Genomic DNA, 23,444 nt, shown 5'->3' with positions numbered 1-23,444 from the left:
ACCACACCCCCGGGGGCGCCCGGGCCGTTCGGACGCCGGGGCGTTCCGACGTCCGGGCGTTCAGCGTCGGGCCGTTCAGACCTCCGGCTCGTCCTCGTCGTCCTCGGCCTGCTCCTCCACTCGAACCTTCGGCGGAAGGATCATGCCGGCGTCCGACGGCACCATCAGGACCGTGCCGGAGTCGAGGTCGACCGGACCGCAGCCCGGCTCGTGGTCGCCCTCGGCGACGCGGGTGTGCTCCAGCCGCTGCCGCTCGTCCTCGGTGTGCTTGGCGCTCGGGTTGAACAGCTCGTTGACCGCACCCAGGTCCATGCCAGCCCTCCCCGTGCCCGCTCCGGGCAACGTCGTGTGCGCGCGTCGTGTCCCTCGGCCCGGTGCGCGCTCAGCGCACCGTCAACCTCAGGATACGGTCGTCACCCTCTTCGGGGGTGCCGCGCGTGTCCGTCTCGTTGGTGACCAGCCACAGCCCGCCGTCGCCGTCGGCCACGACGGTGCGCAGTCGCCCGTACTCGCCTTCCAGGAACGCCTGAGGGGCTGCCGAGGGTTCCCCGCCGTTCAGCGGGATGCGCCAGAGCCGTTCGCCGCGCAGGCCGGCCATCCACACCGAGCCCTCGGCGACGGCGACCCCGCTGGGCGACGCCTCGGACGGACGCCACTGCGCGACCGGGTCGACGAAGCCCTCTTCCCCGGCCTTCCCCTCGACCTCCGGCCAGCCGTAGTTTCCGCCGGCCTCGATGCGATTGAGCTCGTCCCAGGTGTTCTGTCCGAACTCCGCGGCCCACAACCGGCCGTCCTCGTCCCACGCGAGCCCCTGCACGTTCCGGTGGCCGGAGGAGTAGACGACCGAGTCGTCCCGGGGATTGCCCTTCGCGGGGGGCTCGCCCTCGGGGGTCATGCGCAGGATCTTGCCGGCCGGGGAGGACGCGTCCTGCGCGAGCCCTTCGTCGCCGGTTTCTCCGGTGCCGACGTACAGCATGCCGTCCGGGCCGAAGGCGATCCGGCCGCCGTTGTGGATGGCGCCCTTGGGGATGCCCTTGTAGACGGTGTCGGGGGCGCTCAGCCGTTCACCGGCCGGGGCGCGGTCGTCGTACCGCATCCGCACCACGCGGTTGTCGGACGCCGTCGTCACGTACGCGTACAGGCTGCGGGCGTCGTCGCGAGGGAGGGCGATGCCCAGCAGGCCGCCCTCGCCGCCCGGTTCGGCGCCGGGCACACCACCCGCCGGGGTCTTCTTCCCCGTCTCCCCGTCGACGTGCACGATCTCCCCGGTGTCCCGGGAGGAGACCAGCAGATCGCCGTTCGGCAGCGGCGCCAGACCCCACGGGGACCGCAGGTCGGTCGCGACGGTGCTCCCGACGTCGACCGAGCCCTTCGCCGGCGGCGCGTCGCGGGTCGGCGACGCCGATCCGGACGTCGTGGGCCCGCCCTGCCCGGTGCGGCCCTCGTCCGGCTGCGCGCCGTCCTCCGCGGAGCAGCCCGCCGCGAACAGCGCGAACGCCGCGAGCGCGGCCGCGCAGGCCGTACGGGTGCGTGCCCGGTCCGGTTGTCCGGCCGGTCGATGCGTCCCCACGATCAGTGCCTCCTGACGTCGCCGGGCGGTCACCGACGGTCCGTCACCGGTGAGCGCTTCCCCCTCCAGCAGACCACATGCCGCGGCTCCCGGGGCCGCGTCAGTCCCACGAGCCCTGCGCGGGCGGCAGCGTGTCGATCTCCAGCAGGTCCTCCGCGGTGAGGCGCAGACCGGCGGCCGCCGCGTTCTCCGCAGCCCAGCGCGCCTTCTTCGCCCCCGGCACCGGTACCACGTGACGCCCGCGCGTGAGCAGCCAGGCCAGCGCCACCTGCGCCGGCGTCGCCTCGCCGTGGCGCTGGGCGACCCTCCGGAGCCCGGCCACCAGCGGCTGGTTCGCGGCCATCATCTCGCCGGTGAACCGCGGGTGCCGGGCGCGTACGTCGTCCGCCTCGAAACCGCCGCCGGTGGTCAGCGTGCCGGTCAGGTAGCCGTTGCCCAGCGGCATCGCGGCGAGGAATCCGACCCCGCGCGATTCGCACCACGGCAGCAGCGCGTCCAGCGCCTCCCGCGACCAGACCGACAGCTCCGCCTGCACGCTGCTCACGGGGAAGACCTGCTGGACCCGGTGCAGCAGGTGCAGCGTCGCCTCGTGGATGCCCGTGCCGGGGCGCCGGTCGGCGCGGGCGCCCATCGCGCTGAGCCCGAGCGCCCGCACCTTGCCCGCCCGCACCAGCTCCGCCATCGCGCCCCAGGTCTCCTCGACGGGAACCTCCGGGTCGGCGCGGTGCAGGTGGTAGAGGTCGATCACGTCCGTCTGCAGCCTGCGCAACGAGGCGTCGCAAGCCCGTTTCACGTACCCCGGGCGGCCGTTGGCGACGATGTGCTGGTCGCCCACCAGCAGGCCGCATTTGGTGGAGACGAACGCGTCCCCGCGCCGCTCCTTCAGCACCCGTCCGAGCAGCAGCTCATTGGTGAACGGGCCGTACATGTCGGCGGTGTCCAGCAGCGTGGACCCCCGGTCCAGAGCGGTGTGCACCGTGCGCAGCGACGACTCGCCGTCCTGCTCCGAGGTGGAGTAGGCCCAGCTCATCGGCATGCAGCCGAGGCCGACGGCCCCCACCTCCAGTGCGGCGGCACCGATCGTCCTGCGCTCCACCTGGCCGCCACTCCTCCCCGCGTCCGCTCCGACGGCACCAAACTAGCGGGTGGCTCCGCCGACGTTTCGCATAGCCTCTGGCCATGGCTTCCGATACCTCCGCGACCATCGCACAGCAGGCCACGGACGTGTGGCTGCCCGTACCGCCCGCCGAGATCGACGGTCTGCCCGAGGGGCCGGCGTACCACTTCTGGGACGGCGCTGAGGAGTTCCCCGCCGACCCGGCGCGCTGCGGCTTCTACGTGGTGCCGTACATGAAGGGCCCGGTCGTCGCCGCACGCCCGCTGCCGGACATGACGCACGTTAGGGTGGTGCAGACCCTCACCGCGGGCATCGACCACGTCGTGCCCGCCGTCCCGGGGCTGCCCGAGGGCACCGTGCTGTGCAACGCCCGCGGCGTGCACGACGCGAGCACCGCCGAGCTCGCCCTCGCCCTCACGCTGGCCTCGTTGCGCCGCATCCCGGAGTTCGTCCGCGCCCAGCCGTCCGGCGACTGGCTCCAGGGCATCTACCCGGCGCTGGCCGACCGGACCGTGCTGATCGTGGGCTACGGCGCGATCGGCGCGGCCATCGAGGACCGGTTGCTGCCGTTCGAGGTCGCCGAGGTGCTGCGGGTCGCGCGTACGGCGCGCACCACGGCGCGCGGCCCGGTGCACGCGCTCGCCGAGGTGGCGGAACTGCTGCCGCGCGCCGACGTCGTGATCCTGTGCACCCCGCTGACCGACGAGACCCGCGGCCTGGCCGGAACGGGATTCCTCGGCCGCATGCGGGACGGGGCCCTGCTGGTCAACATCGCGCGCGGGGGAGTGGTCGACACCGAGGCGCTGCTCGTCGAGCTGGAGTCCGGTCGGCTGCGAGCAGCCCTGGACGTCACCGACCCGGAGCCGCTGCCCTCGGAGCACCCGCTGTGGCGGGCGCCCGGCGTGCTGATCAGCCCGCACGTGGGCGGTCCCACGAGCGCGTTCCTGCCCCGCGCGAAGCGGATGCTGCGGGCCCAGTTGACCCGCTGGGTCGCCGGCGAGCAGGTCGAGCACGTCGTCGCGACCGCGGGGAGGGAGCAGGGCGAGAGGTGACGGGATGAGGGGGCGAGGGGGAGTGACGGGGCGACGCCCCTGCGCCCGCGCGCTTGTCACGTCCCGCAGCACGGGAGCCGCTCATCACCCCAGGTCGTCACGTTCTGTATCGGAAGTATGTCCCTGCGTGACGAATCTGGTGTATCGTCCCGTCGGGGGCCGAACCAGGACACCGAGGGGGGCGACGGGCGCATGCGGGACCGAGGGACGAACCGCCGAAGGCGGCACGCACAGTGCGGAGTACGCAGACGGTCCCTCCGGCACGGGACGACGCATCCACCGTCCCGGGAGGACCGGTGAACACCCAGGGCGGCCCCGGCACCTGGGCGCGGCCCAAGGTGCACGGCGCGGCCGGCGGGGACGGCGCTGACGTCCCTCCGGCCCCCCGCTGCGGCGCCGGACCGCGACTCCTGCTCGCCGCCGTCTGCGGCGCCTACGCCACCGGCGCCGCCTTCGGCTGGGGTTCCCCCCGCATGGCCCTGATCATGGGGGACTTCGGCCTCGCCGCAGCCGCACTGCTCGCCGCCGCCTCCTGCTTCTGGTACGCCCGTACGCGACGCGGCGGCCGCTTCCGTCCGGCCTGGTACCTCTTCGCACTGTCCTCCGCCATGGCGGCGCTGGGCAACGGCGTGTGGGGATGGTACGAGGTGGTGCTCGCGGCGCCCGTGCCGCACCCGTCCGTCGCCGACTTCTGCTTCCTGCTCTTCGCGCCGCCGGCCGTGGTGGGCCTGCTGGTGCTGGCCAGCCGGCCCGTGACCCGGGCCGGCTGGGTCTGCCTCGGCCTCGACGCCTGGCTCATCGGCGGCTCCCTGCTGACCGTCTCCTGGTCCCTCGCGCTCGCCCACACCGCATCCCCGCAGGGCGACTCGGTGGCCTACGCGGCGCTCACGCTCACCTACCCGCTGCTCGACATCGTGCTCGTCAGCATGGTGCTGGCCCTGCACTTCCGCCGCACGGCTGCCGACCGGTCCGCGATCAACACCGCGATCGGCGCACTGGCGCTGACAGTACTGTGCGACGCGTTGTTCACCTCGCCCCTGCTGCGTGAGCACTACAGCTCCGGGCAGCTCCTGGACGCCGGCTGGTTCGCCGGCTCGCTGCTCCTCGCCTACGCCCCCTGGGTCGGTGCCCGCCGCTCGGCGGGCGCTCCCGCTGCGGCCGCCGGGCGCGCCCGTTCGCCGCAGGGCGGGGAACCGGCCCGCACGGACACCGGGGCCGGGCGCGCGGCCCAGGCGCGTCAGCCGCAGGGCCGCCCCCTCGCCGGCTCCCTCGCTGCCCTCACCCCCTATCTGGCCGCAGCCGTCTGCACGCTCAGCATCATCTACAACTCCCTCAATGGGCGCGCCGTCGACCGGGTGGTGCTCCTGACGGGCTGCACCGTGGTCCTCGCGCTGGTGGTGCGGCAGGGCATCATGCTGCTCGACAACATCACCCTCACACAGGAACTCGCCCAGAAGGAGAACCACTTCCGCTCCCTGGTGCAGGGCTCCAGCGACGTCATCATGATCGCCGCCTCCACCGGCGTGCTGCGGTACGTCTCGCCCGCCGCCGCCGGCGTCTACGGCCGGGACGGCGACCAGCTCGTCGGCTCCGAACTCGCCTCCCTGATCCACCCCGAGGACCTCGCACGCGTGTTGCACGAGATCCGTCGTTTCCTGGCCGCGCCACCGGAGTCCGAGCACTCCACGCGCATCGAGTGCCGCTTCCGGCACGGCGCCGGCCACTGGCTCAACGTCGAGTCGACGGTCAACCGCTACCAGGGTGGGCTCATCCTCAATAGCCGCGACGTCACCGAACGCGTAAGGCTCCAGGACCAGTTGAAGCACAACGCCTCGCACGACCCGCTCACCGACCTGCCCAACCGGGCGCTGTTCACCGACCGCGTCCGCCAGGCGGTCGCGGGGCGCCGCGGAGGGGACGGGGACACCGCCGTCCTCTACATCGACCTGGACGGCTTCAAGGCGGTCAACGACACCGTCGGCCACCACGCGGGCGACGAACTGCTGGTGCAGGCCGCCCAGCGGCTGCGGGAGTCGGTGCGGGCCGGTGACACGGCGGCCCGGCTCGGCGGCGACGAGTTCGCCGCGCTGATCCTGGGCGATCCGGCCACCGCGCACGACACGGAGGCCCGCGAGCGCCGCGTCCTGGAGATCGCGGACCGGCTGCGGCTCACCCTCTCCCAGCCCTACCGGGTGCATGACGGCACCGAGGTCCGCGTGGCCGCGTCCATCGGCGTCGCGTTCGCGGAGTCCGGCGTCACCCCGGCCGTCCTGCTGCGCCACGCGGACCTCGCCATGTATCGCGCGAAGCAGTCCGGAAAGAACCGCGTCGAGTTGCACCGCCCGCAGACGCCGCAGGCGACCCGCCGTGCGGCGGCCGGCGAGGCGCCGACCGCGAGGCCGAAGGCCGCGGCAGTACCAGCCGCGGAAGTACCGGCGGCCGGAGCGCGCGCCTCCGGAGTGCCGCTGCTCCCGCAGCAGCCCGGCCCCGAGCGTCCCGTGGCCACCGGTCCCGCCGCCCCGCCCGCCTCTGTGCCGGCCGCAGCGTCGGCACCCGTACGCCCCGCCTCCGCGGCACCCGGACGCGTCGCAGGTCCGCCCCCCGACGGGCCCCGGGACGGCGGCTTCGCCCTGCTGCACCAGCCCGTGGTCGAGCTGAGCACCGGGCGCGTCACCGCCGTCGCGGCACAGCCGCGCTGGCGTTCACCGCAGGGCATCCTCTTCACCCCCGGCGAGTACCTGCGCACCGATGGGCGCCCCAGGCTGGAGAGAGCCGGGGAACGCGCCGCGCCGGGGAGCCGCCGGCTGATCGCGGAGGCCGTCGCCCAGGCCGCCGACCGGCACCGCGCCGGCCTGACCGCCCCGGTGACGGTACGGGTGTCCGCGCGCGGCCTGACCGCTGCCGCGCTGCCGGGCTGCGGCGTCGAGGAGCTGCTCGACCGGCACGGCCTGCCGCCGTGCGGGCTGGTGCTGGAGATCTCCGTCGGCGACCCGCGCACCGCGCTCGACGAGCTGGCACAACGGCTGACCGGTCTGCGGGACCACGGCGTCCGGGTCGCGCTGGACGGCATCGGCAGCGGGTACGCGGCGCTCGCCGCGCTCCGGCGCCTCCCCCTGGACGTGCTCTGCCTCGACCAGGGTCTCGTCGAAGGGCTCGTGGAGTCCCCGCGCCTGCGGAAGATCACCTCCGGCCTGCTGCGCATCGCCGACGACATCGGACTCACCTCCGTCGCCGACGGCGTGGACCTCCCCGAGCAGGTGCTCGCCCTGCGCGCGATGGGCTGCACCCACGGCCGGGGCGCCGCGTTCTCCGGGGCGCTGGACGAGCACCGGCTGCGCCGCGCCCTGACCGTCGGCGGCTATCCGCTCCCCGTGCCGTCCGTATGCGGAGTGGGTGGGGCGGGCGGGGCGCACACGGGTGAACCGCGAGGAGCGGACACGCGCGCGGGGGAGACGCACCGGGGTGACTCGCGAGGCGGTGACCCGGGGGGGCACCGTCCCGTCGTGGCGGCGGGCAGGCTGCCGGTCCGTCGCGGCGGCCTGAGCGGTCCCGACCCGCTCACCCACCACTCCGCGCTCGGCTCCCCGGGCGCACCCTCCGCCGGACCCTCCGGCGGACCACCGTACAGTTCACATACTGAGACACCCGTCCCACCCACTTGACACCCCGAGGGGGCCAGGAGGAAGGTCATGCCATGCGCACCCGAATTCTCGTACTTGGCAAGCGCGTCGGCTGAACGGGGCCTCGAAGACCCCGCGACCCTCACCGACGCGCTCCCCTCGCCTGCCTCACGGCACGAGGGGTTTTTTGTTGCACCGGTGCCCGGGAGCAAACCCCTCCCACCCGGCACAGACCGTTGGCAAAGCCACCGGCAACACCCACACCACGAGCGCCATCACCCTCACTCTCCGGGAAGAGAGAACCGATGACCGAGCAGGCCACCGGGGCCCCCAAACCGCAGCCGCGGCCCCGTACCGGCGGACAGCAGCAGCCGGGCGCACCGGCGCCCACCCCCGAGACCGTGACGGGCGCGCAGTCCCTCATCCGGTCCCTGGAGGAGGTCGGCGCCGACACGGTATTCGGGATTCCCGGCGGCGCGATCCTGCCCGCGTACGACCCGATGATGGACTCCTCCCGGGTGCGCCACGTCCTCGTCCGGCACGAGCAGGGCGCGGGTCACGCCGCCACCGGCTACGCCCAGGCCACGGGCCGCGTCGGCGTCTGCATGGCCACCTCCGGCCCCGGCGCCACCAACCTGGTCACCCCCATCGCCGACGCGCACATGGACTCGGTGCCGCTGGTCGCCATCACCGGGCAGGTCGCCTCCCGGTCGATCGGCACCGACGCCTTCCAGGAAGCCGACATCTGCGGCATCACCATGCCGGTCACCAAGCACAACTTCCTGGTCACCGACCCGGCCGAGATCCCCCGGACGATCGCCCAGGCCTTCCACATCGCCTCCACCGGACGCCCCGGCCCGGTCCTCGTCGACATCGCCAAGGACGCGCTCCAGGCTCGGACGACGTTCGCCTGGCCGCCGCAGCACGATCTGCCCGGCTACCGTCCCGTCGTCAAGCCGCACTCCAAGCAGATCCGTGAGGCCGCCCGGCTGATCACCGAGTCCCGGCGCCCGGTGCTGTATGTCGGTGGTGGCGTCCTGAAGGCCGGTGCCACCACGGAGCTGAAGGTGCTCGCCGAACTGACCGGCGCTCCGGTCACCACCACCCTGATGGGCATCGGCGCCTTCCCGGACAGCCACCCGCAGCACCTGGGCATGCCCGGCATGCACGGCACCGTCGCCGCCGTCACCGCGCTCCAGAAGGCCGACCTGATCGTCGCCCTCGGAGCCCGGTTCGACGACCGTGTCACCGGCAAGCTGGACTCCTTTGCCCCGCTCGCCAAGATCGTCCACGCGGACATCGACCCGGCCGAGATCGGCAAGAACCGCGCGGCGGACGTGCCCATCGTCGGCGACGCCCGCGAGGTCGTCGCCGACCTGATCGTTGCCGTCCAGGGCGAGCACGAGCGCGGCCGCAAGGGCGACCACACCGCCTGGTGGCAGCTGCTCGACCGGTGGCGGGAGACCTACCCGCTGGGCTACGACCTGCCGGAGGACGGTTCCCTCGCCCCGCAGCAGGTCATCCAGCGCATCGGCCAACTCGCCCCGGAGGGCACGGTCTACGCGGCCGGCGTCGGCCAGCACCAGATGTGGGCGGCCCACTACATCGACTACGAGCGGCCCGCCACCTGGCTCAACTCCGGCGGCCTGGGCACCATGGGCTACGCGGTGCCGGCGGCGCTCGGTGCCAAGGTCGGTGTCCCGGACAAGACCGTCTGGGCCATCGACGGTGACGGCTGCTTCCAGATGACCAACCAGGAACTGGTCACCGCCGCGCTCAACGACGTGCCCATCAAGGTCGCGATCATCAACAACGGCGCCCTCGGCATGGTCCGCCAGTGGCAGACCCTCTTCTACAACCAGCGCTACTCCAACACCAAGCTGCACGACGGCGAGGGCAGTGAGCCCTGCCGCGGCACCCGGGTGCCCGACTTCGTGAAGCTGGCCGAGGCCATGGGCTGCGTCGGCATCCGCTGCGAGGACCCCGAGCAGCTCGACGCGGTCATCGAGAAGGCCAACTCCATCAACGACCGCCCGGTCGTCGTCGACTTCGTCGTCCACGAGGACGCGATGGTCTGGCCGATGGTCGCGGCGGGCACCTCCAACGACGAGGTCATGGCGGCGCGCGGCGTGCGCCCCGACTTCGGCGACAGCGACGAGTGACGAGCGGAGCCACGCAAGCGATGTCCAAGCACACCCTGTCCGTCCTGGTGGAGAACACGCCCGGCATCCTCGCCCGGATCGCCTCGCTGTTCTCCCGCCGCGGCTTCAACATCGACTCCCTCGCCGTCGGCGTCACCGAGCACCCCGACATCTCGCGCATCACCATCGTGGTGAACGTCGAGGACCTGCCGCTGGAGCAGGTGACCAAGCAGCTCAACAAGCTCGTCAACGTGCTGAAGATCGTCGAGCTGGAGCCCGGCGGCGCCATCCAGCGCGAACTCGTTCTGGTGAAGGTGCGGGCCGACAACGAGACCCGTTCGCAGATCGTCGAGATCGTGCAGCTGTTCCGCGCCAAGACCGTCGACGTCTCCCCGGAGGCCGTCACCATCGAGGCCACCGGCGGCAGCGACAAGCTCGAGGCGATGCTGCGGATGCTGGAGCCGTACGGCATCAAGGAACTCGTGCAGTCCGGGACCATCGCCATAGGGCGCGGCGCCCGCTCCATCACCGACCGCTCGCTGCGCGCACTCGAGCGCAGCGCCTGACCCCGGACCGGGTGCCCCGCCCGCAGCGCCCCGTCCACGCTGCGGGCGGCCCCGCCCGTCGACCGCCGCTCCGCCGTACGGTGAGGCGGCACCCACCAGGAAGAAACAAGGAGAGACCCCAAGTGGCCGAGCTGTTCTACGACGCCGACGCCGACCTGTCCATCATCCAGAACCGCAAGGTCGCCGTGCTCGGCTACGGCAGCCAGGGGCACGCCCACGCGCTGTCGCTGCGCGACTCGGGCGTGGACGTCCGCGTGGGCCTGCACGAGGGCTCGAAGTCCCGGGCCAGGGCCGAGGAGCAGGGCCTGAAGGTGACCACGCCGGCCGAGGCCGCGAAGGAAGCCGACGTCATCATGGTCCTCGTGCCGGACCCGGTCCAGGCCAAGGTCTACGAGGAGTCCGTCGCTCCCCACATCAAGGAGGGCGACGCGCTCTTCTTCGGCCACGGCTTCAACATCCGCTTCGGCTTCATCAAGCCCCCGGCCGGCGTGGACGTCTGCATGGTCGCCCCGAAGGGCCCCGGCCACCTCGTCCGCCGCCAGTACGAGGAGGGCCGCGGCGTTCCGTGCATCGCGGCCGTCGAGCAGGACGCCACCGGCAAGGCGTTCGAGCTGGCGCTCTCCTACGCCAAGGGCATCGGCGGCACCCGCGCCGGGGTCATCAAGACCACCTTCACCGAGGAGACCGAGACCGACCTCTTCGGTGAGCAGGCCGTGCTCTGCGGCGGCGCCTCGGCGCTGGTCAAGGCCGGATTCGAGACGCTGGTCGAGGCCGGCTACCAGCCGGAGATCGCGTACTTCGAGTGCCTGCACGAGCTGAAGCTCATCGTGGACCTCATGTACGAGGGCGGCCTGGAGAAGATGCGCTGGTCCGTCTCCGAGACCGCGGAGTGGGGCGACTACGTCACCGGCCCGCGCATCATCAACGACCAGACCAAGGCGGAGATGAAGAAGGTCCTCACCGACATCCAGGACGGCTCCTTCGCCAACAACTGGATGAAGGAGTACAACGCGGGCCTGCCGAAGTACAACGAGTACAAGAAGGCCGACGGCGACCACCTGCTGGAGACCACCGGTCGCAAGCTGCGCAAGCTCATGAGCTGGGTCGACGACGAGGCCTGACGGCCTCCGGCCCTCCGGCCGAGGGCGCACCGGGGCACACCGCGCCGGTGCGCCCCCCTTTCCGCGACCGTGGAGGGTCCCGGACGCGCCGCCCGCCCTCCAGGGCGGGCGGAACCGCCGCCCCGGGCCTCGGAGCGCGAGGGGCCGCTCTCCCGCACGCTCTCCGGCCGCGTGCGGCCCCCGCGCCAGCGGCGGGCGTTCTCGGGGGCGGCCGACCCGGGTGAAGCCGCGGGGTCGCACACGCGGGTGACCTTCGGCCGGAGGAGCGGCACAAGCCGCCCCGCCGCGGCTACACTGCGAAGCAGAAACGCGTCACAGGCTCACAGCGTCGTGTGTCTTACGCGGCTGCCAACCCTCCACCGCCTTCGGCCGTCGGGATCGGCCGTCTGCGAGGACACCGTCCGCAGAGGACAAGTGAGGACTGAGACCCCTGTGAGCAAGCCCGTAGTACTCATCGCCGAAGAGCTCTCCCCGGCCACCGTCGACGCACTCGGACCGGACTTCGAGATCCGTCACTGCGACGGCGCGAACCGCGCCGAACTCCTCCCCGCGATCGCCGGCGTCGACGCCGTCCTCGTCCGCAGCGCGACCAAGGTCGACGCCGAGGCCATCGCCGCCGCGAAGCGGCTGAAGGTCGTCGCCCGCGCCGGAGTCGGCCTGGACAACGTGGACGTCTCCGCGGCCACCAAGGCCGGCGTGATGGTGGTCAATGCCCCCACGTCCAACATCGTCACCGCCGCCGAGCTGGCCTGCGGCCTGCTGGTGGCGACGGCGCGCAACATCCCGCAGGCCAACACCGCGCTGAAGAACGGCGAGTGGAAGCGCAGCAAGTACACCGGCGTCGAGCTGAGCGAGAAGACCCTGGGCGTGGTCGGCCTCGGCCGCATCGGGGTGCTGGTGGCGCAGCGCATGTCCGCGTTCGGCATGAAGATCGTGGCCTTCGACCCGTACGTGCAGCCCGCCCGGGCCGCGCAGATGGGCGTCAAGCTCGTCACCCTGGACGAACTGCTGGCGGTGTCGGACTTCATCACCGTGCACCTGCCCAAGACCCCGGAGACGCTCGGCCTGATCGGCGACGAGGCGCTGCGCAAGGTCAAGCCGGAGGTCCGGATCGTCAACGCCGCGCGCGGCGGCATCGTCGACGAGGACGCTCTGTTCGCCGCCCTCAAGGAGGGCCGCGTCGCCGGCGCCGGACTCGACGTCTACACCAGCGAGCCGTGCACCGACTCCCCGCTGTTCGCGTTCGACCAGGTCGTCTGCACCCCGCACCTCGGCGCCTCCACCGGCGAGGCGCAGGAGAAGGCCGGCATCTCGGTCGCCAAGTCCGTGCGTCTCGCGCTCGCCGGTGAACTCGTGCCGGACGCGGTGAACGTCCAGGGCGGCGTCATCGCCGAGGACGTGCGTCCGGGGCTGCCGCTCGCCGAGAAGCTGGGCCGCATCTTCACGGCGCTGGCCGGCGAGGTCGCCCACCGGCTCGACGTCGAGGTCTACGGCGAGATCACCCAGCACGACGTGAAGGTGCTGGAGCTCTCCGCCCTCAAGGGCGTCTTCGAGGACGTCGTCGACGAGACGGTCAGCTACGTCAACGCGCCGCTGTTCGCGCAGGAGCGCGGCGTGGAGGTGCGGCTGACCACCTCCTCCGAGTCCCCGGAGCACCGGAACGTGGTGGTCGTGCGCGGCACCCTCGGCAACGGGGAGGAGATCTCCGTCTCCGGCACGCTGTCGGGCCCCAAGCACCTGCAGAAGATCGTCGCCGTCGGCGAGCACGACATCGACCTGGCCCTCGCCGACCACATGGCCTTCCTGCGCTACGGCGACCGCCCGGGCGTCGTCGGCACGGTCGGCCGGGCCCTGGGCGAGGCGGGTCTGAACATCGCGGGGATGCAGGTGTCCCGGTCGGCGGCCGGTGGGGAGGCGCTCGTCGCGCTCACCGTGGATGACACCGTCCCGGCTTCGGTACTGGCGGAGATCGCCGAGGAGATCGGCGCCACGTCCGCCCGCACGGTCAACCTGGAGGACTGACCGCGCGGTTCCGCGCCTGACGAGGGGCCGGCGCGAGCGCGTCGGCCCCTCGTCCTTTTCCGGAAGTCCGACTCAGGACAGCCGGGCCGCCTTCAGGGCGACGTGCAGCAGCAGCCGGTCGGCGCCGTCGTCGAGGTCCAGCCCGGTCAGCCGCTCCACCCGCCCCAGGCGGTAGTACAGCGTCTGCCGGTGGATTCCCAGGTCCGCCGCCGTTCGGCCGGCCTGACCGGCGCGGTCGAGGAACGCCTCGGCCGTGCGCGCCATCTCGCGGTGCGCCGGCTCCAGGAGCTCCCGCACCGAGGGGTCCGGTGCCGCGTCCGCGGGGAGCCGTCCGAGCAGGCGGTACGGGCCGATGTCCGCCCATTCGGCGACGGAGCCGAATCGCTCCGGTTCGGCCGCCGCCGCCCGTGCGGCGACCAGCGCCTCTCGCCACGCGGTGTGAGCCGTTGCGGCCAACTCGCCCCGCACCGTCCCGATTCCGGCGGCCAGACGGGACGGGCCCGGCGAGCGCTCCGGGGACGCCGGGCGCGCGGCCGGGCCCACGTCGTCCGAGGGCGGGAGACCCAGCAGGCGCCGCCCGACCGCGTGCGCCGGCGCGAGTACGGCGGCGGCACGCAGACGGGTCAGCACGGCCAGCGCGCCCCCGGCAGTCTTGGCTTCCGCCGCGCCTGTCGCCCCGGACCCGGACCCGCCTGCGGTGCCGCTCGCCTGGTCGAGCCCGTCGCCCGTCCGGGTGCCACCAGCGCCGGGCACCAGGCAGTGGGCCGCCACGCCGGGCAACGCCGCAGGCCCGCCGCCCGGCGAGGTGAGGGTTCCGGTGTCGGGGGCCGTTTCCGACGCCTCCCACGGGGACACCGCCACCACCGCCAGCGGCCCTTCCAACGTGGCGCCCAGCGTGGTCCGCAGCTCCTCGGCAGCCCTTGCCCGCCCGGCCGCCGGGCCGGTGAGCAGCTCGCGCAGCAGGGCCCCCGCGTGGGCGCCCGCCTGCGCCTCGGCAGCCAGCAGGGCGCCGATCCGGGTCGCTGTGTGCTGGGCCCGGGCCACCCGCGGGTCGCGCAGGTCGAGCGCGCCGTCGTCCAGCAGCCAGACGTAGCCGTACACCACGCCGCCGTGCCGCACGGGCAGGCAGAGGCGCCCGGTCCGCACCCCGGCCGCCGGGTCCGGCGGAATGCGTACCGGTTCCCGCGCGCGGGTGATGCCGAAGTTCTCGAACCACTTCCGTACCGCCGCCGTGGAACGTCGCTGGAGGATGGTCCGCGTGCGGACCTGGTCCAGGTCCGCGTCCGGGCCGCGCTCCTCGTCGCCCTCGTGGGCGGCGAAGGCGATCAGGGTGAAGTCGCGGTCCTCCAGCGTCGCCGGGGTCCCGAGTGAGGCGGAGACGTCGTCGACCAGCGTCTGGTAGTCCTCGCGCATCCGGCTCCGCCTCCTGTCCCGTCCCCGAGTGCTCCTCCGCTCATTCTCATACATCTGTCTGAGATCAGGGACACGGATACGTGACAGCTGTCGATGGCCCGGTACCGGAGCGATCCTTAACTTTGCACGGTGGGCGGCTCACCCCTGTCGTCCGAGGAAACACCGTGAAAAGTGGAGGTGCCCGTGCTGGGTCCCGTGCTTCTCGCCGCCGCACGCAGCGATGCCATCCGTCGCGCGGTCTCGGCCGCGCCCGTCACCCGGCCGGTGGTCGACCGTTTCGTCGCGGGGGAGCGGCTCGACCAGTCGCTGACCGCCGTACGGGACCTCGCGGATCGCGGCCTGGAGGTGACCCTCGACCACCTTGGCGAGGACATCACGGACCGCTCGGAGGCCGTGCGGAACCGCGACGCCTACCTCACCCTGGCAGAGGCCCTGGCCGGGGAGGGGCTGGGGGAGCGGGCCGAGATGTCCGTGAAGCTCTCCGCTTTCGGCCAGGCGCTGCCCGGCGGCGAGGACATCGCCTACGGCAACGTGCTCCCGGTCGTCGAGGCCGCCGCGCAGGCCGGCACCACGGTCACCCTCGACATGGAGGACCACACCACGGTCGACTCGACCCTCCGCATCCTCTCCGAGCTGCGCGGGCGCTTCCCGCAGACGGGCGCCGTCGTGCAGAGCTACCTCTTCCGCACCGAGGAGGACTGCCACGCGCTGGCCGGGGAAGGCTCCCGGGTGCGACTGGTGAAGGGCGCCTACAAGGAGCCCGCCGAGGTCGCCCACCAGGACAAGCGCGAGGTCGACCGGGCGTACGTCCGCTGCCTGAAGATTCTCATGGCGGGTAAGGGCTATCCGATGATCGGCTCGCACGACCCGCGGATGGTCGCCATCACGCAGGAGCTGGCGCGTACCGCGGGCCGCAAGATCGACAGCTACGAGTTCCAGATGCTCTACGGCATCCGCGAGGCGGAACAGGAGCGGCTGGCCGCGGCCGGTCACCGTATGCGCGTCTACGTGCCCTACGGCACCGACTGGTACGGCTACTTCATGCGGCGCCTCGCGGAGCGCCCGGCGAACCTCGCCTTCTTCCTCCGGAGCCTGATCAGCCGCCGCTAGCGGCGGCTCGCCCCGGGGAGGGGCCGTTAGCCTCGAAGCGGGGCCGTCACCCCCGGCCCCCTCCGCACCGACTCTGCCTTCAGACAACCTCGAACCGCGAAGGAGCACGCGACCCATGGACGCCGTGACCCACGTCCCCGCCCCGTACAACGAGCCGGTGCACACCTACGCACCCGGCAGCGCCGAGCGGGCCCGGCTGGAGAAGAAGCTCAAGGAGCTCTCCGAGAACCCGATCGACCTCCCCATGACCATCGCCGGGGAGAAGCGGATGGGCGGCGGCGAGCGCTTCGACGTCGTGCAGCCGCACGACCACAAGGCGGTCATCGGCACCTACGCCAACGCCACCCGCCAGGACGCCCAGGAGGCGATCGACGCCGCTCTGGCCGCCGCCCCGGCCTGGCGCGCGATGTCCTTCGACGACCGCGCGGCCATTCTGCTGAAGGCCGCCGACCTGCTGGCCGGCCCGTGGCGCGAGACCATCGCCGCCTCCACCATGCTGGGCCAGTCCAAGACCGCCCAGCAGGCCGAGATCGACGCTCCCTGCGAACTGATCGACTTCTGGCGCTTCAATGTGCACTTCGCCCGCGAGCTGCTGACCGAGCAGCCCCCGATGCAGCCGCACGGCGTCTGGAACCGGCTGGACCACCGTCCGCTGGAGGGCTTCGTCTACGCCATCACGCCGTTCAACTTCACCGCCATCGCGGGCAACCTGCCGACGGCTCCGGCGCTGATGGGCAACGTCGTGGTGTGGAAGCCGTCGCCCACGCAGACGCACTCCGCCATCCTGCTCATGGAGCTGCTGGAGGAGGCGGGCATGCCCAAGGGCGTGATCAACCTCGTCACCGGCGACGGCAAGGAGGTCTCCGAGGTCGCGCTGCCGCACCCGGACCTGGCCGGCGTCCACTTCACCGGCTCCACCGCCACCTTCCAGTACCTGTGGAAGTCGGTCGGCGAGAACATCGAGAAGTACCGCTCCTACCCGCGCCTCGTCGGCGAGACCGGCGGCAAGGACTTCATCGTCGCCCACCCCAGCGTGGACCGCGCCGTGCTGAAGACCGCCATGATCCGCGGCGCCTTCGAGTACCAGGGCCAGAAGTGCTCGGCCGCGTCCCGCGCCTACATCCCGCGCTCGGTGTGGGAGGACGGCTTCAAGGACCAACTCGTCGCCGAGACCGAGGGCCTGACGATGGGTGACGTCAGCGACCTGTCGAACTTCGTCGGCGCCGTCATCGACGCCCGCGCGTTCGCCAAGAACAAGGCCGCGATCGACCGCGCCCGTCAGGACCCGACCTGTGAGATCGTCGCGGGCGGCACCTACGACGACTCCGTCGGCTACTTCGTCCGCCCGACGATCATCGCCTGCACCGACCCGGAGAACGAGCTCTTCTCCACGGAGTACTTCGGCCCGATCATCGGCGTCCACGTCTACGAGGACGCCGAGTGGGAGACGATGCTCGACCAGATGGAGTCCGTCTCCGCGTACGCCCTGACCGGTGCCGTGCTGGCGCAGGACCGGCAGGTGCTGGCCGAGGCGAGCGCCAAGCTGCGCTTTGCGGCCGGCAACTTCTACCTGAACGACCGTCCCACCGGCTCCATCGTCGGGCAGCAGCCGTTCGGCGGCGCCCGCGCCTCCGGCACCAACGACAAGGCGGGTTCGAAGTTCAACCTGCTGCGCTGGATGTCGCCGCGCTCCATCAAGGAGACGATGGTGGCCCCGACCGACTACCGCTACCCGCACATGGGCTGACCCCTACGGGCTCCGGCCCTTGGAAGGCCCGCGCCCCTTCGGGGCGCGGGCCTTCGCGCTACCGTGGGCCGCATGCCGATCCGCGCCGTGCTCTGGGACGTCAACGACACCCTGTTCGACTACACCGGTTCCGACGACGCCGCGGCGCTCGCCCACATCGAGGCGGAAGGGCTGCTTTCCCGGCACGCCTCGCCGGAAGCGGCGCTCGCCCGGTGGCGGGCGGTGATGGAGGAGCAGTACGCCCGGTTCACCTCCGGCGAGATCGCCTTCCTCGACCATCGCCGCGAACGCGCCCGGCAGTTCCTCGGCGCACGGCTCTCCGACGAGGACGCCGACGCCTGGTTCGGCCGGTACGTGACCCGGTACGAGGCGGCCTGGACGCTCTTCCCCGACACCGTCGCCGCGCTGGACGCGCTGGCGCGCAGCCACCGGCACGGCGTGCTCTCCAACTCCTCCGTGCGCAACCAGGACCGCAAGCTCACCCGGCTTGGCATCCGCGACCGGTTCGAGGTGCTCCTGTGCTCAGACCGGCTCGGCGTCGCCAAACCGGACGCCGCCGCCTTCCTCGCCGGCTGCGCGGCCCTGGACCTGCCGCCGCACGAGGTGGCGTACGTCGGGGACCGGCTGGACCTCGACGCGGAGGCTGCCGTCGCTGCGGGGCTGACGGGCGTGTGGCCGGACCGTAACGGTGGTTCGGCCGCCGCCTTCTCGCCACGCATCAGCGTCCTCACGGACCTGCCCGCCGTGCTGGAGACGGCGTCGGCGTCGCCCTGACACCGCGCCGGCCCCCCTCCGGTCACGGAGAGAAACCGCAGGTCGGAGCTTTCAGCGTCTCAGATAGTAGGAAGCCCAAGTAAAAACGAGACATCGGGGCCCCGGGCTCTTACCGTGGTAGCAGCCGATATGTTTCGTCGCTCCATCAGCGACCGGCGGACGAGGCGCGGTGCCCGTACGCAGGTGATCCCTGCCGCACCGTTCGCCCCCGCCCCTTCCGGCGCGTTGCATCCGCATCCCCAGCCCCGAGGCATGCCCGCCCCGGCGCTCCGCAGAACTCGACGCCTCGCAGAAGGAGCCCCCATGCACGAGACAGCCCGCCGCCGCGCCCGCCACGCCGCCGTCCGCCGCACCCGCCGCGACAGCGACCGCCAGAACGCCGCCGCCGCGCTCCAGCGCGCTCTGGACCGCCGGGACAACGGCGGCGCCACCGGCCACTGAACCGCCGTACCCCGGACAGGAAGCATGCGTACCGGCGTCCTCCCGGCGCGCACCTGCCCCGGAGCAGAACGCCACGACACGACGCGTCCGGATGCTGGACGCGTCGTGTCGGTGGATGGGACGGAGAGTAGGGTCCCGGTATGTCTCGCAGCCTCAGCCTCGCAGTGATCCCCGGTGACGGCATCGGCCCGGAGGTCGTCACCCAGGGCCTCAAGGTCCTCGGCGCCGTTCTCCCGCCGGACGTGAAGCTGGAGACCCGGGAGTACGACCTCGGCGCCGCCCGCTGGCACGCCACCGGCGAGACCCTGCCGGACGCGGAGCTCGAACGGCTCGCCGGGCACGACGCGATCCTGCTCGGCGCCATCGGCGACCCGACCGTGCCCTCCGGCGTGCTGGAGCGCGGCCTGCTGCTCAAGCTGCGGTTCGCCTTCGACCACTTCGTCAACCTCCGTCCGTCGAAGCTCTTCCCGCAGACCGCGACGCCCCTTCAGGGCAGCCCGGACATCGACTTCGTCGTCGTCCGCGAGGGCACCGAGGGCCCGTACACGGGCAACGGAGGCAGCCTGCGCACCGGAACACCGGCCGAGGTCGCCACCGAGGTGAGCGTCAACACCGCGTACGGCGTGGAGCGTGTGGTGCGCGACGCGTACGAGCGGGCGCGCGCCAGGCCGCGCCGGAAGCTGACCCTCGTCCACAAGAACAACGTGCTGGTGCACGCGGGCCACCTGTGGAAGAACACCTTCGACCGGATCGGCCGCGAGTACCCCGAGGTCGCCACCGACTACCTGCACGTCGATGCGGCGACGATCTTCTTCGTCACCGATCCCGCACGGTTCGACGTGATCGTCACCGACAACCTGTTCGGCGACATCCTCACCGACCTGGCCGCGGCCGTCACCGGCGGCATCGGCCTCGCCGCCTCCGGGAACATCAACCCCACCGGCACGTTCCCCTCGATGTTCGAGCCCGTGCACGGCTCCGCGCCCGACATCGCGGGCACCGGTCAGGCCGACCCGACGGCGACGATCCTCTCCGTCGCCCTGCTGCTGCGGCACCTCGGCCACGAGACCGAGGCCGCCCGGGTCGAGGACGCCGTGACCGCCGACCTCGCCGAGCGATCCGGCCCGCGCAGCACCGACGGGACGGGCGACGCCATCGCCGCCCGGGTCACCGGCTAGATCCGACCGAGTACGGAGTACGTTCGCGGACCGGCGCCCGCCGCCCGTCCGCTGGGCAAGCACGCGGCCGGGTGCCACCATGCACCCAGGACCGCCACCCCCGTCCGCCCGACGGCGGCCCGCGCGCGATAATCGGATGCGGGACCGCGCAGGGAGGGAAGCTCGGACGTCCTACTACTCCCGGGAACAGGGGTAACGGCGTCGCGGTCCGCCACGACACTCACCGAAGGACGCGCTCACATGACGACGACGCCCCGCATCGACTTCGACCTGAAGCCCTCAGCGCAGCCGCTGTCCGCCGCCGAGCGCGAGGCCGTGCTCGCCGATCCCGGCTTCGGCCGCCACTTCACCGACCACATGGTCACCATCCGCTGGACCGAGGGCCGCGGCTGGCACGACGCGCAGCTCCAGCCGTACGCGCCGCTGTCCATCGACCCGGCGAACGCGACGCTGCACTACGCGCAGACGATCTTCGAGGGCCTCAAGGCCTACAGGCAGGCGGACGGCTCCATCGCCAGCTTCCGCCCCGACGCCAACGCGCGCCGCTTCCAGCGCTCCGCCCGGCGCCTGGCCATGCCGGAGCTTCCGGTCGAGACCTTCGTCGAGGCCTGCGACCTGCTGGTGAAGCAGGACCGCGAGTGGGTGCCGAGCGAGGGCGAGCAGTCGCTCTACCTGCGCCCCTTCCTGTTCGCCACGGAGGTGGGGCTGGGCGTCCGCCCCGCGAACGAGTACCTGTTCATCGTGATCGCCTCGCCCGCCGGCGCCTACTTCCCGCGCGGCGTGAAGCCGGTCTCGGTCTGGCTCTCCGAGGAGTACGTCCGCGCCGCCCCCGGAGGCATGGGCGAGGCCAAGACCGGCGGCAACTACGCCGCCTCCCTGGTCGCCCAGAAGGAGGCCGCCGCGCAGGGCTGCGACCAGGTGGTCTGGCTGGACGCATTGGAGCGCCGCTACATCGAGGAGATGGGCGGCATGAACCTCTACTTCGTCTACGGCAGCGGAGCGGACGCCCGGATCGTCACGCCCGAGCTGACCGGCACCCTGCTGCCCGGCATCACCCGTGACTCGCTGCTCAGCATCGCCGAGGACCTCGGCCACAAGACCGCCGAGGCGCGCATCTCCACAGAGGACTGGCGCCGCGGCAACGAGGACGGCACCCTCACCGAGGTCTTCGCCTGCGGCACCGCCGCCGTCATCACCCCGGTCGGCCATGTGAAATCGGCCCGCGGCGAGTGGGCCGTCGGGGACGGCGAACCCGGCGAGGTCACCATGAAGCTGCGCGAGGCGCTGCTCGCGCTCCAGACCGGCCACGCCCCCGACCCGCACGGCTGGATGCACCGGCTCGGCTGAACGACGCCACGGCTCCGGACGCGCGGTTCCACCGCGCGTCCGGCGTGCTGTGCGGAGCGGTGTCCGGGACGGCGTCCGGGCGATGTCCGCATGGTGAGATGCGATGGTGGGCCGGACCGACCTGTGCCACGCTCGTCGCGTGCTCTCGTTCACCATGATTATCGGTGACAGCGCGCCGGTCCGCTGTGACCGCTGACCGCATCCGACCGGATGCGTCGGCGACCACCGTGTCCCAGACCCGCGCGCAGACCTCTCGCGACCAGCGAGGGGTCTTTTCGTTTTCCGGCCCACCCCGCAGGAAGCGGAGCGCGAGGGATGATGGGGACAAGTGGAGCCGTGCCTTCCGGATCGCTCATCCCGACAGGAGCCCTGACCACCATGCCGCAGGACGCCCCCAGCGACGCCGTCCCCCGGGACGCCCTCCCCGGAGACGACTTCCACGTCTTCGACACCACGCTGCGCGACGGAGCACAGCGCGAAGGCATCAACCTGAGCGTCGCCGACAAGCTCACCATCGCCCGGCACCTGGACGACTTCGGCGTCGGCTTCATCGAGGGCGGCTGGCCGGGGGCCAACCCGCGCGACACCGAATTCTTCCAGCGCGCCCTGGCGGAGATCGACTTCCGGCACGCGCAGCTCGTCGCCTTCGGCGCCACCCGCCGTCCGGGCGTCGCGGCGACCGACGACCCGCAGGTCGTCGCCCTCGCCGAGTCCGGTGCTCCGGTCGTCACGCTGGTCGCCAAGTCCCACGACCGGCACGTCGAACTCGCGCTGCGCACCACGCGTGAGGAGAACCTGGCCATGGTGCACGACACCGTCGCCCACCTCCGCGGTCTGGGCCGCCGGGTCTTCGTCGACTGCGAGCACTTCTTCGACGGCCACCGCGCCGACCCCGCGTACGCCACGCAGGTCGTGCGGACCGCGCACGAGGCGGGCGCGGACGTCGTGGTGCTCTGCGACACGAACGGCGGCATGCTCCCCGGCGACGTCCAGGCCGTGGTCCGCGCGGTGCTCGCGGACACCGGCGCCCGCCTGGGCGTGCACGCCCAGGACGACACCGGCTGCGCCGTCGCCAACACCCTGGCCGCCGTCGACGCCGGTGCCACCCACGTGCAGTGCACGGCCAACGGGTACGGCGAGCGCGTCGGCAACGCCAACCTCTTCCCCGTCGTGGCCGCCCTGGAGCTCAAGTACGGCCGCCGGGTGCTCCCGGAGGGTGCACTCGCTGAGATGACCCGCATCTCGCACGCCGTCGCCGAGGTGGTGAACCTGACCCCGTCCACCCATCAGCCCTACGTCGGCACCTCCGCCTTCGCGCACAAGGCGGGCCTGCACGCCTCCGCGATCAAGGTCGACCCCGACCTGTACCAGCACATCGACCCCGAACAGGTCGGCAACTCCATGCGCATGCTGGTCTCCGACATGGCCGGCCGCGCCTCGGTCGAACTCAAGGGCAGGGAGCTGGGGTACGACCTCAGCGGCGACCGCGACCTCGTCGGCCGGATCGTCGAACGGGTCAAGGAGAAGGAGCTGCGCGGCTACACCTACGAGGCTGCCGACGCGTCCTTCGAACTGCTGCTGCGCGACGAGGTGCACGGTGGGCCGGACCGCAGGGCCGAGCGCTTCTTCCGGCTGGAGTCATGGCGCGCCATCGTCGAGGACCGCCCCGACGGCTCGCATGCCAACGAGGCGACGGTACGGCTGTGGGCCAAGGGCGAACGCGTCGTCGCCACCGGAGAGGGCAACGGCCCGGTCAACGCGCTGGACCGCGCGCTGCGCGTGGGCCTGGAGCGCATCTACCCCGGACTTGCCCGGCTGGAGCTCGTCGACTACAAGGTCCGCATCCTGGAGGGCACGCACGGCACCGAGTCCACCACCCGCGTGCTGATCTCCACCTCGGACGGCGCCGCCGAGTGGTCCACGGTCGGCGTCGCCGAGAACGTCATCGCGGCCTCCTGGCAGGCGCTGGAGGACGCCTACACCTACGGACTGCTGCGCGCGGGAGCGACACCGGGGGAGTAGGGTCCCGACAACGCCCGGCGGGCTCGGGCGCGTCCGGGTGCGGCCAGGGAGGTGAACCCCCGCGCGCCACCCGCACGCCTTCCGTCCTGTAGGGATCCCACAGCTACAGCCCCCTGTCGTGGGAGAGTTCGCTGTGTCGCGTGGCGGGAAGCGCCAGGTTCTGTTCGTGGCGGCCATTTATCCGGCGCGGAGACTGTACGAAT

Annotated in this window: 17 protein-coding genes; 13 read left to right on the top strand and 4 right to left on the bottom strand. The window is 72.4% G+C overall.

Going from position 1 to position 23,444, the window contains the following annotated elements:
• Positions 1-75 precede the first annotated feature (75 nt).
• The 3 genes from E4198_RS05915 to E4198_RS05905 form a co-directional block, all read right to left on the bottom strand.
• Complete coding sequence (locus E4198_RS05915) at positions 76-312, bottom strand: DUF6191 domain-containing protein (protein ID WP_136182240.1); 237 nt, start codon at positions 310-312, stop codon at positions 76-78.
• A gap of 70 nt (positions 313-382) precedes the next feature.
• Positions 383-1,489: a PQQ-dependent sugar dehydrogenase gene (locus E4198_RS05910; RefSeq protein ID WP_247597864.1), complete on the bottom strand. Its 1,107-nt coding sequence runs from the start codon at positions 1,487-1,489 to the stop codon at positions 383-385.
• Positions 1,490-1,670: 181 nt separating this feature from the next.
• The gene (locus E4198_RS05905) at positions 1,671-2,666 is read right to left on the bottom strand and encodes an aldo/keto reductase (RefSeq protein WP_136182238.1); all 996 of its coding nucleotides are present in this window, start codon (positions 2,664-2,666) and stop codon (positions 1,671-1,673) included.
• 83 nt (positions 2,667-2,749) lie between these two features.
• On the opposite strand from E4198_RS05905, the gene E4198_RS05900 reads away from it, so the two are divergent.
• From E4198_RS05900 to serA, 6 genes are all read left to right on the top strand, one after another.
• Positions 2,750-3,739, top strand: a complete 990-nt coding sequence (locus E4198_RS05900) for a 2-hydroxyacid dehydrogenase (protein WP_136182237.1) — start codon at positions 2,750-2,752, stop codon at positions 3,737-3,739.
• Positions 3,740-4,149: 410 nt separating this feature from the next.
• On the top strand, positions 4,150-7,401 hold the full coding sequence (locus tag E4198_RS25315) for a diguanylate cyclase (RefSeq protein WP_247597863.1): 3,252 nt from the start codon (positions 4,150-4,152) through the stop codon (positions 7,399-7,401).
• Between the two features lie 263 nt (positions 7,402-7,664).
• On the top strand, positions 7,665-9,521 hold the full coding sequence (locus tag E4198_RS05885; protein ID WP_136182236.1) for an acetolactate synthase large subunit: 1,857 nt from the start codon (positions 7,665-7,667) through the stop codon (positions 9,519-9,521).
• 20 nt (positions 9,522-9,541) lie between these two features.
• On the top strand, positions 9,542-10,066 hold the full coding sequence (ilvN, locus tag E4198_RS05880) for an acetolactate synthase small subunit (RefSeq protein WP_027764919.1): 525 nt from the start codon (positions 9,542-9,544) through the stop codon (positions 10,064-10,066).
• A gap of 122 nt (positions 10,067-10,188) precedes the next feature.
• Positions 10,189-11,187, top strand: a complete 999-nt coding sequence (ilvC, locus tag E4198_RS05875; RefSeq protein WP_136182235.1) for a ketol-acid reductoisomerase — start codon at positions 10,189-10,191, stop codon at positions 11,185-11,187.
• 432 nt (positions 11,188-11,619) lie between these two features.
• Positions 11,620-13,209, top strand: a complete 1,590-nt coding sequence (serA, locus tag E4198_RS05870; RefSeq protein WP_136182234.1) for a phosphoglycerate dehydrogenase — start codon at positions 11,620-11,622, stop codon at positions 13,207-13,209.
• A 72-nt stretch (positions 13,210-13,281) separates the two neighbouring features.
• Here the strand turns inward: serA and E4198_RS05865 are convergent, their stop codons facing one another.
• Positions 13,282-14,622 (bottom strand): helix-turn-helix domain-containing protein, encoded by a 1,341-nt coding sequence (locus tag E4198_RS05865; RefSeq protein ID WP_136182233.1) that lies wholly within the window; start codon positions 14,620-14,622, stop codon positions 13,282-13,284.
• 183 nt (positions 14,623-14,805) lie between these two features.
• Between E4198_RS05865 and E4198_RS05860 the strand changes: the two genes are divergently transcribed.
• The 7 genes from E4198_RS05860 (at position 14,806) to cimA (ending at position 23,241) form a co-directional block, all read left to right on the top strand.
• Positions 14,806-15,732, top strand: coding sequence for a proline dehydrogenase family protein (locus E4198_RS05860; protein WP_136182232.1), 927 nt, complete (start codon positions 14,806-14,808; stop codon positions 15,730-15,732).
• Positions 15,733-15,847: 115 nt separating this feature from the next.
• Positions 15,848-17,479: an L-glutamate gamma-semialdehyde dehydrogenase gene (gene pruA, locus E4198_RS05855; protein WP_136182231.1), complete on the top strand. Its 1,632-nt coding sequence runs from the start codon at positions 15,848-15,850 to the stop codon at positions 17,477-17,479.
• A 72-nt stretch (positions 17,480-17,551) separates the two neighbouring features.
• Positions 17,552-18,253 (top strand): HAD family hydrolase, encoded by a 702-nt coding sequence (locus tag E4198_RS05850; RefSeq protein ID WP_136182230.1) that lies wholly within the window; start codon positions 17,552-17,554, stop codon positions 18,251-18,253.
• Between the two features lie 303 nt (positions 18,254-18,556).
• On the top strand, positions 18,557-18,694 hold the full coding sequence (locus tag E4198_RS05845; RefSeq protein WP_136182229.1) for a hypothetical protein: 138 nt from the start codon (positions 18,557-18,559) through the stop codon (positions 18,692-18,694).
• Between the two features lie 140 nt (positions 18,695-18,834).
• Positions 18,835-19,872 (top strand): 3-isopropylmalate dehydrogenase, encoded by a 1,038-nt coding sequence (locus E4198_RS05840; protein ID WP_136182228.1) that lies wholly within the window; start codon positions 18,835-18,837, stop codon positions 19,870-19,872.
• A 240-nt stretch (positions 19,873-20,112) separates the two neighbouring features.
• Positions 20,113-21,219 (top strand): branched-chain amino acid aminotransferase, encoded by a 1,107-nt coding sequence (locus E4198_RS05835; RefSeq protein WP_136182227.1) that lies wholly within the window; start codon positions 20,113-20,115, stop codon positions 21,217-21,219.
• 378 nt (positions 21,220-21,597) lie between these two features.
• Positions 21,598-23,241, top strand: coding sequence for a citramalate synthase (gene cimA / locus E4198_RS05830; RefSeq protein WP_247597568.1), 1,644 nt, complete (start codon positions 21,598-21,600; stop codon positions 23,239-23,241).
• Positions 23,242-23,444 lie beyond the last annotated feature (203 nt).

It is taken from the genome of Streptomyces sp. RKND-216 (assembly GCF_004795255.1).
In the GTDB taxonomy this organism is placed as follows: domain Bacteria; phylum Actinomycetota; class Actinomycetes; order Streptomycetales; family Streptomycetaceae; genus Streptomyces; species Streptomyces hazeniae.
Note: the sequence above shows the minus strand (reverse complement) of the source record. Positions and strands in the feature narration are given on the sequence as shown.

What these genes read in the sequence shown, in the direction of transcription:
- E4198_RS05915 (WP_136182240.1), bottom strand. Translation starts at nt 312, where the DNA reads ATGGACCTGGGTGCGGTCAACGAGCTGTTCAACCCGAGCGCCAAGCAC.
- E4198_RS05900 (WP_136182237.1), top strand. Translation starts at nt 2,750, where the DNA reads ATGGCTTCCGATACCTCCGCGACCATCGCACAGCAGGCCACGGACGTG.
- E4198_RS05885 (WP_136182236.1), top strand. Translation starts at nt 7,665, where the DNA reads ATGACCGAGCAGGCCACCGGGGCCCCCAAACCGCAGCCGCGGCCCCGT.
- ilvN (WP_027764919.1), top strand. Translation starts at nt 9,542, where the DNA reads ATGTCCAAGCACACCCTGTCCGTCCTGGTGGAGAACACGCCCGGCATC.
- E4198_RS05865 (WP_136182233.1), bottom strand. Translation starts at nt 14,622, where the DNA reads ATGCGCGAGGACTACCAGACGCTGGTCGACGACGTCTCCGCCTCACTC.
- pruA (WP_136182231.1), top strand. Translation starts at nt 15,848, where the DNA reads ATGGACGCCGTGACCCACGTCCCCGCCCCGTACAACGAGCCGGTGCAC.
- E4198_RS05850 (WP_136182230.1), top strand. Translation starts at nt 17,552, where the DNA reads ATGCCGATCCGCGCCGTGCTCTGGGACGTCAACGACACCCTGTTCGAC.
- E4198_RS05845 (WP_136182229.1), top strand. Translation starts at nt 18,557, where the DNA reads ATGCACGAGACAGCCCGCCGCCGCGCCCGCCACGCCGCCGTCCGCCGC.
- E4198_RS05840 (WP_136182228.1), top strand. Translation starts at nt 18,835, where the DNA reads ATGTCTCGCAGCCTCAGCCTCGCAGTGATCCCCGGTGACGGCATCGGC.
- E4198_RS05835 (WP_136182227.1), top strand. Translation starts at nt 20,113, where the DNA reads ATGACGACGACGCCCCGCATCGACTTCGACCTGAAGCCCTCAGCGCAG.
- cimA (WP_247597568.1), top strand. Translation starts at nt 21,598, where the DNA reads ATGCCGCAGGACGCCCCCAGCGACGCCGTCCCCCGGGACGCCCTCCCC.